We start from the raw sequence: 16,711 nt of genomic DNA, 5'->3' as shown, positions 1-16,711 counted from the left end.
CGGGCATCTCGACGTCCTGAGCGCCACGACCGAGGACTCCGAAGCGGTGCTCCCGCTACCCGAGCTGACCTGGCTCGCCCTGCTGGAGGAGCGCCAGCAAATTGAGCGGGCCACCCTGGTCGAGGTCTGGGAGGAACGGCCTCGTCTTCCCCTCCCAGCGGGGTACCCCGATCGAACCGAGCAACCTGAGCCACGCGTTCGCCCGGCTCCGGGAGACCGCCAACCTGCCCGGCGTCCGCCTGCATGACCTACGACACACCGTCGTCTCGCTGCTGATGGAACTGGGCGTCCCGCCGCACGTCGTGCAGGCCATCGCCCGGCATGCCGACGTGAAGATCACTCTCAAGGTCTACGCTCACGCCAACCTTGACGCCATGCGTCAGGCGCTCGGCAAGCTCGACGGGCGGCTGTCATGACCGGCGTTGCTGTCAGCGTTGCTGTCGACCCGGCCGACCGGACGGGCTCCCGTCGCGGAACGCCTGGTGTAGTTGGAGCCCCCGGTCGGACTCGAACCGACGACCACTCGCTTACAAGGCGAGTGCTCTGGCCAACTGAGCTACAGGGGCGCGATGTTCGTGGTCAGCATAGCGACAGATGCCCTCCTACCATGGGCGGCACCGATTCCGATACCCGACACCGGTCGCCCTCCGGAGCGCTTGGTGGCGGACCGTGCCCGGATGCCCGAAATGTTCGTCAGGTACATCCCAGAAACGCCGCCCCACCTTGGCATGTGAGAAAAACCCGTTTACCGTGGCGTGACGCGGATGACACCCGACGCTGCCCTGGCCGCCCGGGTGCCGTCCACGGGACCGGTGCGGTAGCGCCGGTCGTTCTTTCACTCGGATCGTCCGGCACGTTCCTGCCGGTGGAAGGAAGCGCTGCACCATGGCTACGGTCACCTACTCGAAGGCCACCCGGATCTACCCGGGTACCGAGCGCCCAGCGGTCGACCACCTCGACCTGGAGATCGGCGACGGCGAGTTCCTCGTCCTGGTCGGTCCCTCCGGCTGCGGCAAGTCCACCAGCCTCCGCATGCTCGCGGGGCTGGAAGACGTCGACGACGGCTCGATCTACATCGACACCCGGGACGTCACCCACCTGCCGCCGAAGGCCCGCGACATCGCGATGGTCTTCCAGAACTACGCGCTCTACCCGCACATGACGGTCTACGAGAACATGGCGTTCGCGCTGAAGCTCCGCAAGACCTCGAAGTCGGAGATCGACCGGCGGGTCAAGGAAGCGGCCGCCCTGCTCCAGCTGGAGGACTACCTCAGCCGCAAGCCCAAGGCGCTCTCCGGCGGTCAGCGCCAGCGGGTCGCGATGGGCCGGGCGATCGTCCGCGAGCCCCAGGTCTTCCTGATGGACGAGCCGCTGTCGAACCTCGACGCCAAGCTCCGGGTGCAGACGCGTACCCAGATCGCGACGCTCCAGGCCAAGCTCGGCGTCACCACCGTCTACGTCACGCACGACCAGGTCGAGGCGATGACCATGGGCCACCGGGTGGCGGTCATGCTGGACGGCGTACTCCAGCAGGTCGACACCCCGCGTGAGCTCTACGACACCCCGGCCAACGTCTTCGTCGCCGGCTTCATGGGCTCCCCCGCCATGAACATCAAGACGGTGCCGCTGACCGAGGGCGGCGCGACGTTCGCCGACCTGATCGTGCCGCTGACCCGCGAGCAGGTGGCCGCGGCCCAGGCCGAGGGCGGCAACGGCAAGGTGACCGTCGGCTTCCGCCCGGAGGACTGCGACCTGGTCTCGCCGAACGAGGGCGGCCTCGCCCTGGTCGTCGAGCTGGTCGAGGACCTGGGTTCGGACGCGAACGTCTACGGCCACGCCGCGATCGACGGCACCTCGGAGCGGTTCGTGGTGCGTACCGACCGCCGGAACATGCCGAACATGGGCGACACCGTGTACGTGAAGCCGCGTACCGGCCGGAACCACGCCTTCCACGCCGTGACCGGCACCCGGATCTGACCTCTCCCCGGTAGTTTCGCCTCGGGTCGGCCGCTCCTCGCGAGCGGCCGGCCCGAGTTTTTTGATCGACGTCTTTCGGCTGGTCGCCCGCCCTGCGGCGGGGCCAGCATCGGGGCAACGTGGTCTCGACGACCCACTTCATGATCGATCTGCTGCTAGCCTCCTGATCCGCCGGACATCGATGATCCTGGCGTCCACAAAGGAGTGCAATGCAGAAAAAACGGGGATGGGTGTCGATCTTCCTCGGAGTGACGACCGTAGCGATGGCGCCTGCCGTCGTCGGCCCGGCCGGCTCCGCTCAGGCGACGTCCACCGCACCTGTCGTGCAGGCCGCGCAGACGCTCACGGTCACGGCCAATGCCGACACCACGTACACGCCGATCACCGCGGACGGTGACAACGGCGTCAAGACCACCCTGGCCTCCTGTCCGCAGTCCTGCGAGGGCAACGCCAACGGGGAGCGGCAGCCGGTTCTCGGCTTCACCGTCAGCGGCCTGCCCAGCACGGCGACGAACATCCGCGCCAGGCTCGAGGTCTACACCTGGAACGCGGCCACCGCCTCGGTGACCGCCTATCCGGCAAGCGGTGGTGCGAGCGGTCCGGGCACCTGGGCCAACCGGCCCACCCTCGGCGCCGCGCTGGCCTCCACCTCCAGCCTGGTGGCCGGGTACAACGGCTTCGACGTCTCCCGGGCGGTGCCCGGGAACGGCACCTTCGCCTTCGCGCTGCGCCAGCAGTCGCCGAGCACCCGCACCTACTGGGCGTCCCGGGAGCACACCAACACCGCGATCCGCCCCCGGCTGGTGATCACGTACGACACCGGCGCCCCGCCGTGGACGCTCACCTGGTGGGACGAGTTCGACGGCACCTCGCTGGACACCACGAAGTGGAACGCCCGGAACAACAGCTGGGTCGACTACGACCTGGCCTGCATCACCAGCCGGCCGGAGAACGTCTCCGTCTCGGGTGGCCTGCTGACCATGCGGGTCCGGAAGGAGCAGTACACCTGCGGTGGTGGCGGCACCCGCCAGTACACCACCAGCTACCTGGCCACGGACGGCGGCAAGGCGTCGTTCACCTACGGCCGTTTCGAGGTACGGGCCAAGTCGCCGAACGGGCCGACCAACTCGAAGGGGCTCTGGCCGGCGTTCTGGATGCGGCCCGACGGCGGCGGTACCGGCGAGATCGACGTCGTCGAGCTGCCCGGCGGCTCGCAGTACTACAAGGCGGCCACCCAGGCGATTTTCTACGACTACACGCCGATCAAGCAGGACCACCGGCACACCTTCGCCACCGGGTACCCGGGCGACGGGTTCCACACCTACACCACCGAGTGGGAGCCGGGCGTGCTCCGCTGGTACATCGACGGGGTGCTGGTGTGGCAGCGGGACCGGACCACCACCACCTGGTTCGACGAGGTCTTCAACAAGCCGTACCACCTGCGGTTGAACTACCAGGTCGGCGGCTGGCTGGGCAACCCGGACGCGACGACGGTGCTGCCGGCCGACTTCCAGGTCGACTACGTACGGGTGTACCAGCGGCCCGCGACGTCCTGACCGGGTAAAACGTTCACGGGAGGGCGGGGCACCTCCGGTCGTCGTTGGATCGACCGGGGGTGCCCCGCCGTCTGTCACAGGCCGATGCGCCCCGTACCGGCACCGCCGGTCACGATCGACTTCACGCTGCTGGCGTTGTCGAGCTGGTACGAGTACGGGATCCCCGCCACACTCCCGCCACCGCTCTGCGGGCTGCCGGAGCCGACGAAGTAGTTGTTGCGCTGCACGATCGCGCCCGGGTCCGAGTCGGCGTACCCGACCAGGGTCGGCTCGTCGACGTTCTCGAAGTAGTTCCCCTCGACCAGTACCCCGGCGCCCATCGTGGAGGCGACACCGTACTCGTTGTTGTAGTAGTAGTTGTTGTAGACGTGCACCGGGTTGCCGAACCGTACCCGGGGGTGCCGGGTTCCGGAACCGTCGAACCAGTTGTGGTGGTAGCTGACCCGCAGGTGCCCGACATCCTGGCTGGCGTTGTCGTCGCTGTGCCCGAGCAGCATCGACTTGTCGTGCCCGTAGACCCGGTTCCAGGAGACGGTCACGAAGTCGGAGCCGCGCTTGATGTCGACGGCACCGTCGTACCCGTCGGTGAAGCTGTTGTGGTCCACCCAGACGTTGGTGGCCCCGCTCTCGACGTTTATCGCGTCGTCGTCCCAACCCCGGAAGTTCAGGTTGCGGATGATGACGTTGCGGTCGCCGTTGATGGTGAAGCCGCAGCCGGAGATGGTGGCGCTCGACCCGACCCCGAGGATGGTCTTGTTGGAGCGGACCCGGAGCATTCCGGAGCAGGAGATGGTGCCGGAGACCCGGATCACCGCCGCGCTGCTGGAGCCGACCGCGCTGCTCAGCGCCGAGGCGCTGGTCACCGTGGTGGTACCGGCGCTGCCGCCGCCGGAGGTGCCGCCGTTCTGGGTCGCCCAGCCGACCAGCCCGGTCTGCGGTGGCAGCGTCGGACCTGTCGTCGGCGGCGTCGTCGGCTGGCTGGTCGGTGGCCGGGTGGTGGAGGTCGGCGGGTTGGTCGGCTGCGAGCCGGCCGTGTCGACGCTGACGTCGTCGTAGACCGCGCTGGCGTAGACGGTCACCAGGGCGATCCGGCCGGCGGTCTGTGCCGAGTTGCTGCCCGAGCCGACCTGCGCGCCGTTGACGAAGCCCTGGATCGAGCTGCCGTTGACCACCAGCCGCAGGGTGTACCAGCTACCCGTGGAGACCGTCACCGACGCCGAGCCGATCACCGTGATCGAGCTGCCGTTGACCGCCTGCAACTCGGCCCGGTTGGCGTTGATCAGCGCCAGCCGGTACATCCGGGTCGCGCTGTTCGCCCGCGCGGCGATCGCGACCAGCCGGTTCGAGCCGTTGAACGACAGCGGCTTGACCCGGGCCTGGATCTGGTAGTTCGTCCAGCCGTTGTCCCCGGCGAAGCCCCGGGCCAGTTCGCTGCCCGCGTTGCCCTGCCGGTACGCCGGGGAACCGTCGGTGACCACCGCCCAGTCGCCGCCGGACTTCGACCAGCCGTCGGCGTTGCCGTCGTCGAAGTTGTCCGAGTAGATGGTGGCCGCCTGCGCCGGGTTGGTGATGACGCCGATGGTCAGCGCGACGGCCAGCAGGCCCGCGCCGGTCGCGGCGAGCAGGCCGCGACGAGTTCTTCGATTCCGCACCTTGAGCCTCCCTTGTGGGGTGGGGGTGGTGGGCCGCCGTCGGCGCGGCGACGGCGGCGGTGTGGGTACTGCGTTGTCGGCGGCGCCGCGCCGCCGCGTGCCGGACCCGGTGGGACGACCGGGCCGGGAGGTCACACCGGCAGCCGACCGGCTCCGGCCAGGGCCTGCACCACCAGCGGTACGAGTGCGGCGGGCAGCACCGGCCCGGCCCGCAGCGTCGGCGTCCATCCGGCGTCGCCGCCCAGGTCGGGGTCGTGCTCGGCGTTGTACGCGGCCAGCAGGCTCACCGGCCGGGCCGGCTTCCGCCCCTCGCGTACCCGGTTGCCCCGCTCGGTGAGCGCCGTGCCGCCCCAGTCGTAGAGCAGGTCGGCGGCGGTGATACCGGAGTCGAGGGTGAAGTGGTTGTGCTCGGCGTACACCGCCGACTGCACGCCGATCCCAATCGCGTAGCCGAATTCGTCCCCGCCGAGCCGGTAGGCGTTGTTGTAGATGTCGACCCGGCCGAACCGCACCCGGGGCAGCCGCTGCATGGTGCCGTCGAAGAGGTTGTGGTGCAGCGTCACGTCGAGCCGGCCGACGTCCGGGCCGACGGTGTTCGAGGAGCCGATCAGCATCACCTTGTCCCGGGACACGAACCGGTTGTAGGAGGCGGTCACCAGGCTGGCGGTGTGCGTGATGTCGAGCGATCCGTCGTGCACCATGTACGGCCGTCCGAAGTAGACAGGCAGCCCACTGTCCGGGTTGTCGCCGTCGGTGAAGGTGTTGTGGTCGACCCAGACGTTCTCGCTGCGCCGTACCGACATCAGGTCGAACTGCGAGTTCCAGTTCCCGGCGTCGCCGTCGGTGGGCGACCAGGCGGGAAAGCAGTCCCGGGCGTCGGCGAGGGTCAGGTTGCGCACGATCACGTTGTTTGCGGTGTCCACCATCAGGGTCAGCCCGGCGAGGGTCGCACCGGACAGTCCCACGATCGTGGTGTTCGGTCCGACGTTGATCTGGGTCTGCCGGGTCTGGTTCGCCACCGAGCGGACCCGGGCCTGCTCCAGCGGCCCGGACGGCGCCACCCGTCCCCAGGTCGCCGGGTCGTACGCCGCCAGGTACGCGTCGAGCGAGTACTCGGGGTCGGCCAGGTCGGCGCAGTCCAGCAGCCGCCCGTCGTCGGACTCGAAACCGTCGATGGTCCCCTTGATATAAATGATCTTCGGAGTGGCGTTGTTCCTGTTGGTGGCGTTGTCGCCGCCGAGGGCGTCCACCAGTTCGGTCCGGGTCCGGGCCACGTGCACCTGCTCAGGGGTGGCCGCCGAGCCACCGGTGGTGCCCGGTCCGGCCGCCGCCCAGCCGTCGCCGGCCGGCAACGCCTGCCGGCCGAGCAGACGGGCTCCCCAGGAGAGTCCGCCCCCGCCGTGCCCGCCGACCGTCGCGAGCGCCGCCGCCGCACCGAGCGTCGCGGGCACTGCCGCTGCACCGGCCGTGGCGGGCGCTGCCACCACAGCGCCGGAGACCACGAGAAGACCACCGGCCACGGCCGCGGTAAACCTGCTCGATCGCATCACACTCTCCGCGTCTGTCTACCGTTCGCCGGATCTCGTAATGCTTACGAAATCTCTTCTTATTGAACGGTAGGTAGCAACGCTCAAATGTGTCAATGCGTTCTGTTTGCAGATATGTTGCATTGATCAGACGCAATAACTATCAGCCCGGCCGCCCTTTGCCGAGTAGAGGATATTCGGTCCGATTTCTTATCGGACGATTGTCCCCGAGATTTGCAGTCCGTTGCCTCTTCTCACGCAGCCGCGCCGGCCGTCACGCATCGTCCGTCTCCCGCTGCACCGCCGCCCGGTACGGCTTCACCGCCCACGGCACAGCCAACTCCGACAGCAGCGCACCCTCCGCCGCCGCCCGGCGCAACGCCGCGTTGACTCCCCGGATCGTGAGTACCCGCTCCGGCCCCGCACCGGTCTCCACCACCTGATCGGCGCCGACCGACGCCGGCTCCGGAGCTGTCGAGATCGACTGCACCAGTGCGGTGAAGCCGGCGGTACGGGACAGCGGCGCGATCAGCGGCACGCCCGCCGGATCCGCCCGGTGCGCCAGCAGGTTCTCCAGCAGGTTCACCCGGCCCGGCACCTCGCGCGGCCCCGGATCACCGGGCAGCGTCAACCGGTCCGTGGTGTATTCCAGCACCGCCCGGCCGGCCGTGCCGTGCACGATCACCTCCCCGGCGATGAAGTCCTCACCGGCGAGCGTGACCGCCGCCAGCACCGGCAGGCCGCAACCGAGGGTCGCCCGCAGCGCGGCGGTGTCGTCCACCTCGATCGGCCGGGTCCGGTAGCGCTCCAGCTCGATCTGGGCCGGCCAGTCCGGCCCGACGCCGTCGACCGGGCCCGAGGGCGCGACCACACCGGCCGACACCGCCGCCCCGGCGACCGCCAGGCACTGCATCACCGCGTGGGCCAGCGGATTGACGAGTACGCCGTCCAGCGCCGGCCGCCCGTCCAGGCTGCGCCGGCCGGCCCACGGCGCACGGGCGTAGTAGCCGTCGGTGCGCTGCCAGGACGCCACTGTGGAGATCCCGGTGACCCGACCCAGCCGGCCGTCGGCCACCGCCGAGGTCAGCTCGCGCAGCGCCACCGAGCCGAGCGCCTGGAAACCGATCTGGGCCACCCGGCCGTGCTCGGCCAGCGCGGCGGCCAGCGTGCGATGCTCGGCAAGCGAGAGCACCGGCGGCTTCTCCAGCAGCAGGTCCGCGCCGGCCCGGATCGCGTCCAGCGCGATCGGCAGGTGGGTGTGCGGCGGGGTGCAGATCACCACCACCTCCGGCCGGGTCGCCGCGAGCATCTCGCGGTGGTCGGTGAAGACGCCGGTACCGGCCGGTACCGGCGCGTCCGGCGCAGCCTCCACCGGGCGTACGTCGACCAGGGCGACCAGCTCCAGCTTCCCCGCGTCGTGCAGCGGGGCGATGATCCGGCGGTGCCACACGCCGTGCCCGCTCGCCCCGACCAGTGCCACCCTCGGCGGCGCACCGACTCCGCTCATGCCACACCTGCCAACGTCTTCTCCACCCCGTGCCGATCCAACGCGGTCAGCCATTCGACCACGCGCTCGCGTACCTCGTCGTCGGCGGCGAGTTCCGCCGGAAAGACCTCGGTCAACCCGAAGAGCGCCTGCACCACCCCGGCCGGGGACTGCTTTCCGGCGGACAGGGCCGCCCGGATCTGGTCGGCGAGCGGGTCGTCCAGCGGCAACGACGTACCGTCGTCGGCCCGGCCCTGGACGAAGCGCATCCAGGCCGCCACCACCAGGGCCGCCCACCGGGGCCGGGCACCTGCCGCCCGGAGGTCCTCGATGGTGTGCAGCACCCGCTGCGGCAGCTTCTGCGAGCCGTCCATGGCGATCTGGATGGTGCGGTGCCGGAGCACCGGGTTGGCGAACCGCTCCAGCACCTCCTCGCCGTAGTCGACCACCGAGACGCCGTCCGGCGGGGTGAAACTCGCCGCCACGTCCTCGGCGATCAGCCGGCGCAGCACCCCGGCCAGGTGCGGGATCTCCAGCGCCTCGGCGATGGTCTCCCGGCCGGCCAGCGCGCCGAGGTAGGCGGTGGCCGAGTGCACCCCATTCAGCGCGCGCAGCTTGAGCCGCTCCCACGGGCCGGCGTCGTCGGTGATCACCACACCGGCCCGCTCCCAGGCCGGCCGCCCACCCGGGAACCGGTCCTCGATCACCCACTGCCGGTACGGCTCGGCGGCCAGCGCCGCCAGGTCGCTCACCCCGAGCGCCGCCTGCGCGTCGGCAAGCGTCTGCGGGGTGCTCGCCGGCACGATCCGGTCGACCATGGTGCCCGGGAAACTGACGTTGCCGTGCAGCCAGTCGGCGATCCGCTCGGACCGGCCGCCCGCACCCGCACTGACCACCTCGAGCGCCTGGCCGACCATGCTGTGCAGCCGCTCCCCGTTCGACGGCAGGTTGTCGCAGCTGACCAGGGCGATCGGCCCGGCCTCGGCGACGGCCCGGGCCAACAGCCCCCGGACCAGCAGGCCCGGCACCGTCTGCGGCGGCCGGTCGGTGGTCAGGTCGGCCAGCACCGCCTCGTCGGGCCGGAGCCGGCCGGTCGCCGGATCGAGCTGGTACGCCTTCTCGGTCACCGTCAAGGTCACCATCCGGATGGCCGGGTCGGCCAGCAGCGCGACGATCGCCGCCGGGTCACTGGCCGCATGCCTGACCTCGGCGAGCGCACCGATCACCCGGGTATCGTTGCCCGCCCGGGAGGTGCTGGTCACACTGAACAGGCAGTCCTGGGCGGCGAGCTTGGTCACCATGTCGGTGCTGCGCGGCGCCACCCCGACGATGCCCCAGTCACCACCGGCCGCCGCGAGCGCCTCCTCGGTGTAGACCGCCTGGTGTGCCCGGTGGAACGCGCCCAGCCCGAGGTGCACGATCCCGGCCGGTACCGCACCGGGCCGGACCAGCGGACGACTCGACTCCGGCAACCTGCGCAGCGCGCCGAGACCCAGCCGCGACGCGCCGACGGTCACCCCCATACCGGGCCGTCCGGGAAGGAGTACTCGGCGATCGAGGCCGGCTTCATCGTCGAGCTGTAACCGGGCTGCTCCGGCAGCAGGTAGCGGCCGCCTCTGGTGCGTACCGGGTCGACGAAGTGCTCGTGCAGGTGGTCGACGTACTCGACCATCCGGCCGTCGAGCGAGGCGCCGACCCGCAGGTAGTCGAAGATCGCCAGGTGCTGGACGTACTCGCAGAGGCCGACGCCGCCCGCGTGCGGGCAGATCGGCACCCCGAACTTCGCCGCCATCAGCATCACCGAGAGCACCTCGTTGACCCCGCCGATCCGGCAGGCGTCGATCTGGCAGACCCCGATCGCCTCGGCCTGCATGAGCTGCTTGAAGATGACCCGGTTCGCCGCCACCTCACCTGTGGCGACCCGGCAGCGCCCGCCGGAGAGCCCGGTCACCGCCTCGGCGATCCGGGCATGCCCGAGTACGTCGTCGGCGTGCGTCGGCTCCTCGATCCAGTACGGGTCGAACTCCACCAGCCGCGACATGTTCTCGATCGCCTCGTCGACGTCCCAGACCTGGTTGGCGTCCATCATCAGCAGCGCGTCCGGGCCGATCTCCTCCCGGATGATCCGCGCCCGGCGTACGTCGTCGTCGATCGGGCCGCCGACCTTCATCTTCATCGCCCGCCACCCCTGGGCGTACGCCTCCCGGGTCAGCGCCCGGACCTTGTCGTCCGGATAGCCGAGCCACCCGACCGAGGTGGTGTACGACGGAAAGCCGTCCCGTTCCAGCTCGGCGAGCCGGTCGGCCAGCCCGACCTGCCCCTTGTCCAAAATGGCGGCGGCCTCGGCCGGGTTGATCGCGTCGATGATGTGGTGGAAGTCGACGTTGCGGACGAGTTCCTCGCTCGGCATCTCGGCGAGCAGCCGCCACAGCGGCTTGCGCTCCAGCTTGGCCCGCAGGTCCCAGACCGCGTTGACCAGTGCACCGGTCGCCATGTGGATGACGCCCTTCTCCGGCCCGAGCCAGCGCAGCTGCACGTCGGCGCTGAGCGACCGCCAGAAAGCGACCGGCTCCGCGACGATCTCCGCGATTGTCCTGCCGACCACGTGGTGGGCCAGCGCCGTGATGGCGGCGCAGGTCAGCTCGTTGCCCCGGCCGTTGGTGAAGGTGAAACCCGCCCCGAAGGTCCCGTCCGGCGCGTCGGTGCGCAACTCGACGTAGCTGGCCGAGTAGTCACCCCGGTTGATCGCGTCCGAGCCGTCCCCGGCCGCCGCCGTCGGAAACCGCACGTCGTGCACGTCGACGCCGGTGATGGTAACCGTCACTGTATTCACCTTTCGTTCCCGACTGCGGGACTCACTCGCTGCGCTCGCTCATTCCTCGCGCTCACCGGTCCGAGCTCCCGAGCTTGAAGACCTTTTTGGGCAGGTGGTAGGCGAGGTCGACGATGGTCTCCGCCGCCTCGTCGAGCGGGAGCCGGTGCTCGGCCACGAGCCGGGCCAGGAAGCCGGCGTCGATCCGCCGGGCCACGTCGTGGCGTACCGGAATGGAGCAGAACGCCCGGGTGTCGTCGACGAAACCGGCGGTGTTGTAGAAGCCGGCGGTCTCGGTGACCGCCTCGCGGAACCGGCGCAGCACCTCCGGCGAGTCCAGGAACCACCAGGGCGCGCCGAGGTAGAGCGCCGCGTAGCCGCCGGCCAGCGGGGCCAGTTCCCTGGTGAAGGTGTACTCGTCGAGCGTGTAGACGACCAGCCGCAGCCGGGAATCGTTGCCGTACGCGTCGAGCAGCGGAGTGAGCGCGTGCAGGTACTCGGTCGCCTGCGGGATGTCGCCGCCGACGTCCCGGCCGTGCTTGGCGTAGAGCCAGCGGTTGTGGTTGCGTACCGAGCCGGGATGCAGCTGCATCACCAGACCGTCCTCGATGGACATCCGGGCGAACTCGACGAGCATGTGCGCCCGGAACGCCTCGGCGTCCTCGGCGGTCGCCTCGCCGCGCAACCCGCGCTCGTAGAGCGTGCCCGCCTCGGCCTCGGTCAGCCGCAGGGTCAGCGCGGTCGGATGGCCGTGGTCGGTGGAGGTCGCCCCGGCGGCGATGAACGCCTCCCGGCGGCTGCGCAGCGCGGCGAGGTAGCCGGGGTACCGGCCGGTGTCCTCCCCGGCGATCTCGCCGAGCCGGGCGACGTTGTCGGCCCAGCCGTCGAACTCCATGTCGACGACATTGTCCGGCCGGAAGGTGGTGATCACCCGCCCGCCGGGTCCACCCCAGCCGTCGGCGGCGAGCTTGGCGTGCCGGCCCAACTCGTCCAGCGGCGACTCGGTGGTGGCAAGTACCTCGATGTTGAAGCGTTCGAAGAGCGCCCGGGGCCGGAACTCCGGCTGGTTGAGCTGCGCGGCGATCGCGTCGTAGATCTCGTCGGCGGTCTCCGGCGAGAGCCGGGCGGTCACCCCGAAGACGTTCCGGAAGGTCTCCTCCAGCCAGAGCCGGCTCGGGGTACCCCGGAACAGGTGCCAGTGTGCCGCGAAGCGCCGCCAGATGGTCCGCCCGTCCGTCTCGACCGGCTCGCCGTCCACCGCCGGTACGCCCAGCTCGGCCGGGGTGACGCCCTGGCTGAGCAGCATCCGGGTCAGGTAGTGGTCCGGCACGATGATCAGCTGTGCCGGGTCGGGGAAGGCGACGTCGTCCGCGAGGATGCCCGGGTCCACGTGCCCGTGCGGCGAGATCAGCGGCCGGTCCCGGACCAGCGCGTACAGCTCGCGGGCGATCGCCCGCTGGCTGGGCTCGGACGGGAAGAGCAGGTCGGGCCGGTCGGACGGTGCGGACACGGGCAAACTCCTCGCGGGTCAGAACTGTAAGGAAGGGCCCCCGCATAGCGCTTTTTGTAGATAAAGGGGCCCTTCCTTACAGCCAGGTCAGGGGATGGTGAGTAGGTCGGCGACGCGGACCGGCTGCCCGGTTTCGAAGGATCGGTTCGCGGCCAGGCCGGTGAGCAGGGCGAGTGCGCCGTCCCGGGCGGTGGCGGCCCGGTTCATCGGGTCGGTGTGGCCGCCGAAGAGGACCGCGGTCATCCGGGCGTCCGCGCCGCCGTGTCCGGTACGGGTGTAGCCGGTGACCGGTACCTCCCGGGGCTGCTCCCAGAACGGCCGCAGCGTGATCTTCGCCCAGCCCTCCTCCACGGCGGCCTGCACACCGTGCAGCGCGGCACCCTTCAGTTCGCCGGCCGCCTGCGGGCTGACGAAGTCACTCTCCACCACCTCCAGTTCGAGCCGCCCCCGGCTGCCGTTGAACATCACCCGGTAGCCCTCCCAGGGTGCGTACGCGGTCAGGTGGTAGGTCATGGTGGCACCGCTGTCGTAGCGCGCCAGCACCGCCATATCGTCCTCGATGGTCACCCCGGGGGCGAAGACGTTCTGGTCGCGGTGGTAGCCGTCCTCGGCCTCCGCCTCCAGGTAGAGCGCCCGCAGCCTCGGGTGGTCGGCCATGTGCAGTGCGAACGGGTCGTCTGCGGCGTCGGGCGAGCCGTGCGCCCGGTCGTACGGGCGGGCGTAGCCGTGCCGCCTGCCGGCCTCGTCACCGTAGAAGAAGAGCCGTCCGGCGGCGTAGACCTGGACCGGGTTCGCGTCCAGCCACCAGTTGACCAGGTCGAAGTGGTGACTCGCCTTGTGCACCATCAGCCCGCCGGAGTTCGCCTTGTCCCGGTGCCAGCGCCGGAAGTAGTCGGCACCGTGGCGTACGTCGAGCAGCCACTCGAAGTGCACGGAGCCGATCTCGCCGATCGCACCCTCGGCGAGCACCTCCCGGACCTTCTCGTGCAACGGGTTGTAGCGATAGTTGAAGGCGACCGAAACGTTCCGGCCCGTTTCGGCGACGGCACGCAGGATCCGCTCGCACCGGGGCACGTCGGTGGTCATCGGCTTCTCGGTGATCACGTCACAGCCGGCCCGCAGCGCCGCGACGATGTACTCGTCGTGCGTGCGGTCCACACTTGTCACAAGTACGACGTCGACCCGTTCCTTCTCCAGCATGCTGGAGAACTCGCTGGCCAGGTACGTCGGCACCGGCTCGAAGTCGAGTTCCGCGAGCCAGCCGTTGTGTGCGTTCATCCGGGCCGGGTTGACGTCGGCGAAGGCGACGAGTTCGGCCGTGTTCGGGTGGTCCAGCACCAGGGCGCGGACGAACATCTCCGCGCGTGCGCCCGTGCCGACCAGGGCGAAGCGCTGCCTTCCCGGGGTTGCCGTCATCTCAGCTCGCCTCCGTTGGCTGCAAAGGTTTGCAGGAGAAGTAACCACGCACCCGGGCCGGTCGTCAACGTCAGGTAACAGAGCTGCGAACATTATCCGCATTTATAACTATGGGAGTGCTCCCATAGCTGCGCACCGCAACAAAGCCGTAACCGATGCCCGTTGACACTTGAGCAACCGTTTGCATTAATTGGCCAACCAAGTGACGGCAGACACACCGGCAGCCACAGAGAGGACTCGCGTGCCAGCCACCATTCGAGACGTCGCGCGGGCCTCCGGGGTGCACATCTCCACCGTCTCGCGGACGTTCTCGGCCCCCCACCTGGTCAACCCGGAGACCCGCAACCGGGTGCTGGCCTGCGCCGAACACCTCGGCTACCGGCCCAACCGGGCCGCCCGAGCCCTGATCACCGGCCGCACCCACAACATCGGCCTGATCATCGCCGACATCGCCAACCCGTTCTTCCCGCCACTGATCAAGGCGGCGGAGAGCCAGGCCCGGCAGCGCGACTACCACATCTTCATCGCCGACACCAACGAGGACCCGGCGGCCGAGGAGGACCTGGTGCACGCCCTGGCCAAGCAGGTCGACGGCGTGCTGCTGTGCAGCCCCCGGATGAGCAACAGCCTGATCGAGCAGCTCAGCCGCGAGGTGCCGCTGGTCGTGATCAACCGCCAGGTCACCGGGCTGCCGGCGGTGGTGATGGACGTCGGCCAGGGCGCCCGGCTCGCCGTCGAACACCTGACCGGGCTCGGGCACCGCGACCTCGCCCTGCTCGGCGGTCCACGCGGCTCGTGGACCAACCGCGAGATCCGCCGGGCCGCCGCCGCCGCCGCCCGGGCCGCGGACGCCTCGCTGACCGTGCTCGGCCCCAACCCGCCCACCGAGGGCGGCGGCATCGCCATGGCCGAACAGGTACGCCGCAGCGGCGCCACCGCCGTGCTCGCCTACAACGACCTGATGGCCATCGGCCTGATGGAAGGACTGGACTCACTCGGGCTACGGGTGCCCCAGGACATCAGCGTGGTCGGCATCGACGACATCGCGCTGAGCCGCCTCACCCGACCCAAATTGACGACGGTGGCCACGCCAACCGCGGCCGCCGGCCGGACGGCCGTCGACATGCTCCTGCAACACGACGGTTCCGCCTCCGCTCGCGCCGGTCGCGGCGGCGGACGGGCCAGCACCACCGACGACCGTCGCACCACCGCACAGGTAAGCCTGCAGACCGAACTGGTCATCCGCGACTCGACGGGTGTCGGTCCGGCGGCTTCGGCCGACCGGCCCGGAACGGCGGCAGCAGCCGACCGTCCGGGCGCGGCATCTCCCGCTCGCCCGGGCCCGCACGGCCATCCGGTCCCGGGCGACGTGACCGCGGCCACCCCCGAAAGTGTCGCCTCCTAACGCCAAGGAGTGAGCGAAATGCACCCCGCCACACCCCCGAGGGCAAACGTGCCTGTCGCGCGTAGCCGCCGTACCCTGCACCGTCGAGGCCTGCTCCGGATCACCGCCGCGATGGTCGCCCTTCCCCTCGTGCTCGGCGCCACCGCCGCCTGCGGCGAAGGCGAGGAGGCGAGCACCGACCCGAACGCCAAGGTCGAACTCTCGATCTTCTGGTGGGGCGGGGAGGCGCGCGCCAAGCTCACCGAGCAGGCGCTGGCGCTCTACACCGCCAAGCACCCCAACGTGACGTTCAAGAAGACCTGGCAGGCCAACCAGGGCTACTTCGACAAGCTCGCCACGTTGACCGCCGGCGGCGACGCCCCGGACATCTTCCAGATCGACGACAACTACCTGACCGAGTACGCCTCCCGGAACACCACTCTCGACCTGACGAAGTACAAGGACGAGGGGAAGCTCGACATCTCCAAGTTCCCGAAGAGCCTCTACGAGTACGGCGTCGTGGACGGCAAGTTCGCCGGGGTCGCATCCGGGGAGAACACCCAGGGTCTGGTCTACAACAAGTCGCTGCTGCAGAAGCACGGCCTGCCGGAGCCGACCACCGGGATGACCTGGGAGGCGTTCATTTCCTGGGCGGCGAACGCCAGCAAGGTCACCAAGATCCCCGGCACGATGGACCCGAGCGCCGACTACAAGGCGTTCTGGGTCTGGCTGCGCCAGCAGGGCAAGGACCTCTACAAGGGCAAGGAACTCGGCTTCACCGCCGACGACGTGACCAAGTGGTTCGAGTTGTGGAAGGGCGCCCGCGACCAGGGGGCCACCCCCACCCCGGACGTGATCCACGAGGGCAACGCCACCGACATCACCAAGCAACTGGTGGTGACCGGCAAGGCGGGTACCTCGTTCGTCTGGGCCAACCAGCTGCCGGAGCTGAAGAAGAACACAAAGGACGAGCTGGGCGTCATCGCGTACCCGGGTGACCCGAGCGCGCAGTGGGCCCGCGCCTCGATGTACTTCTCGGTCTTCGGCAAGACCAAGCACCCGGACATCGCGGTAGACGTGATCAACTTCCTGGCCAACGACCCGGAGGCCGGCAAGGTCCTCGGCACCGACCGTGGCCTGCCGTCCAACCTGGAAGTGCGCCAGCAGGTGAGCGACTCGGTGACCGACCCGGCGATGAAGCAGTCGATCCAGGTCGAGAACGAACTCGGCGCCAAGTTCGGCCCGTCCCCGCAGGTGCCGCTGAAGGGGCACAGCAAGGTCCGGTCCGAGCTGATCAAGTTCGCCGAGGAGGTCCAGTACGGGCGGCAGGCCCCGGCCCAGGCCGCCGCCGCCTACTACGAGGCCGCCAAGGCAGCGATCGCGTAGCGCTGT

The 16,711-nt window shown here is 69.9% G+C and carries 12 protein-coding genes and 1 tRNA gene; 5 read left to right on the top strand and 8 right to left on the bottom strand.

Annotated features, from left to right (window positions below; translation table 11 throughout):
- The first annotated feature begins 101 nt into the window (after window positions 1–101).
- A complete protein-coding gene (locus tag CLT71_RS38200) occupies window positions 102–416 on the top strand; it encodes a tyrosine-type recombinase/integrase (RefSeq protein WP_486483435.1) in 315 nt (104 codons plus the stop codon).
- 73 nt (window positions 417–489) lie between these two features.
- On the opposite strand, the gene CLT71_RS24905 is transcribed toward CLT71_RS38200, so the two are convergent.
- Window positions 490–566 (bottom strand) — tRNA-Thr (locus tag CLT71_RS24905).
- A gap of 319 nt (window positions 567–885) precedes the next feature.
- Here CLT71_RS24905 and CLT71_RS24900 point away from each other — a divergent pair.
- Both CLT71_RS24900 and CLT71_RS24895 read left to right on the top strand, forming a co-directional pair.
- Window positions 886–1,977, top strand: coding sequence for a sn-glycerol-3-phosphate ABC transporter ATP-binding protein UgpC (locus CLT71_RS24900; protein WP_101369242.1), 1,092 nt, complete (start codon window positions 886–888; stop codon window positions 1,975–1,977).
- A gap of 209 nt (window positions 1,978–2,186) precedes the next feature.
- Window positions 2,187–3,533: a family 16 glycosylhydrolase gene (locus CLT71_RS24895; protein WP_101369241.1), complete on the top strand. Its 1,347-nt coding sequence runs from the start codon at window positions 2,187–2,189 to the stop codon at window positions 3,531–3,533.
- Window positions 3,534–3,607: 74 nt separating this feature from the next.
- Here CLT71_RS24895 and CLT71_RS38195 read toward each other — a convergent pair whose 3' ends face one another.
- The 7 genes from CLT71_RS38195 to CLT71_RS24860 form a co-directional block, all read right to left on the bottom strand.
- Entirely contained in the window at window positions 3,608–5,185 is a 1,578-nt protein-coding gene (locus tag CLT71_RS38195) for a pectate lyase family protein (protein ID WP_486483434.1), read from the bottom strand.
- 131 nt (window positions 5,186–5,316) lie between these two features.
- On the bottom strand, window positions 5,317–6,636 hold the full coding sequence (locus CLT71_RS24885) for a pectate lyase family protein (protein ID WP_486483433.1): 1,320 nt from the start codon (window positions 6,634–6,636) through the stop codon (window positions 5,317–5,319).
- A 349-nt stretch (window positions 6,637–6,985) separates the two neighbouring features.
- Complete coding sequence (locus tag CLT71_RS24880; RefSeq protein WP_101369239.1) at window positions 6,986–8,218, bottom strand: Gfo/Idh/MocA family protein; 1,233 nt, start codon at window positions 8,216–8,218, stop codon at window positions 6,986–6,988.
- Entirely contained in the window at window positions 8,215–9,720 is a 1,506-nt protein-coding gene (locus CLT71_RS24875) for a mannitol dehydrogenase family protein (RefSeq protein WP_101369238.1), read from the bottom strand. The genes CLT71_RS24880 and CLT71_RS24875 overlap by 4 nt, the downstream gene beginning before the upstream one ends.
- Window positions 9,711–11,021 (bottom strand): enolase C-terminal domain-like protein, encoded by a 1,311-nt coding sequence (locus CLT71_RS24870; RefSeq protein WP_101369237.1) that lies wholly within the window; start codon window positions 11,019–11,021, stop codon window positions 9,711–9,713. The genes CLT71_RS24875 and CLT71_RS24870 overlap by 10 nt, the downstream gene beginning before the upstream one ends.
- Before the next feature lie 61 nt (window positions 11,022–11,082).
- Complete coding sequence (uxaC, locus tag CLT71_RS24865) at window positions 11,083–12,519, bottom strand: glucuronate isomerase (protein WP_101369236.1); 1,437 nt, start codon at window positions 12,517–12,519, stop codon at window positions 11,083–11,085.
- An 87-nt stretch (window positions 12,520–12,606) separates the two neighbouring features.
- A complete protein-coding gene (locus CLT71_RS24860; RefSeq protein ID WP_101369235.1) occupies window positions 12,607–13,935 on the bottom strand; it encodes a Gfo/Idh/MocA family protein in 1,329 nt (442 codons plus the stop codon).
- 241 nt (window positions 13,936–14,176) lie between these two features.
- On the opposite strand from CLT71_RS24860, the gene CLT71_RS24855 reads away from it, so the two are divergent.
- The gene (locus CLT71_RS24855; protein ID WP_101369234.1) at window positions 14,177–15,340 is read left to right on the top strand and encodes a LacI family DNA-binding transcriptional regulator; all 1,164 of its coding nucleotides are present in this window, start codon (window positions 14,177–14,179) and stop codon (window positions 15,338–15,340) included.
- Between the two features lie 18 nt (window positions 15,341–15,358).
- On the top strand, window positions 15,359–16,705 hold the full coding sequence (locus tag CLT71_RS24850) for an extracellular solute-binding protein (protein ID WP_101369233.1): 1,347 nt from the start codon (window positions 15,359–15,361) through the stop codon (window positions 16,703–16,705).
- Window positions 16,706–16,711: the final 6 nt, after the last annotated feature.

It is taken from the genome of Plantactinospora sp. CNZ320, assembly GCF_002846275.1.
Note: the sequence above shows the minus strand (reverse complement) of the source record. Positions and strands in the feature narration are given on the sequence as shown.

Excerpts from the sequence above, each read along its gene's own strand:
- CLT71_RS24895 (WP_101369241.1), top strand. The coding sequence starts at position 2,187 with ATGCAGAAAAAACGGGGATGGGTGTCGATCTTCCTCGGAGTGACGACC.
- CLT71_RS24900 (WP_101369242.1), top strand. The coding sequence starts at position 886 with ATGGCTACGGTCACCTACTCGAAGGCCACCCGGATCTACCCGGGTACC.
- CLT71_RS24880 (WP_101369239.1), bottom strand. The coding sequence starts at position 8,218 with ATGAGCGGAGTCGGTGCGCCGCCGAGGGTGGCACTGGTCGGGGCGAGC.
- CLT71_RS24875 (WP_101369238.1), bottom strand. The coding sequence starts at position 9,720 with ATGGGGGTGACCGTCGGCGCGTCGCGGCTGGGTCTCGGCGCGCTGCGC.
- CLT71_RS24860 (WP_101369235.1), bottom strand. The coding sequence starts at position 13,935 with ATGACGGCAACCCCGGGAAGGCAGCGCTTCGCCCTGGTCGGCACGGGC.
- CLT71_RS24850 (WP_101369233.1), top strand. The coding sequence starts at position 15,359 with ATGCACCCCGCCACACCCCCGAGGGCAAACGTGCCTGTCGCGCGTAGC.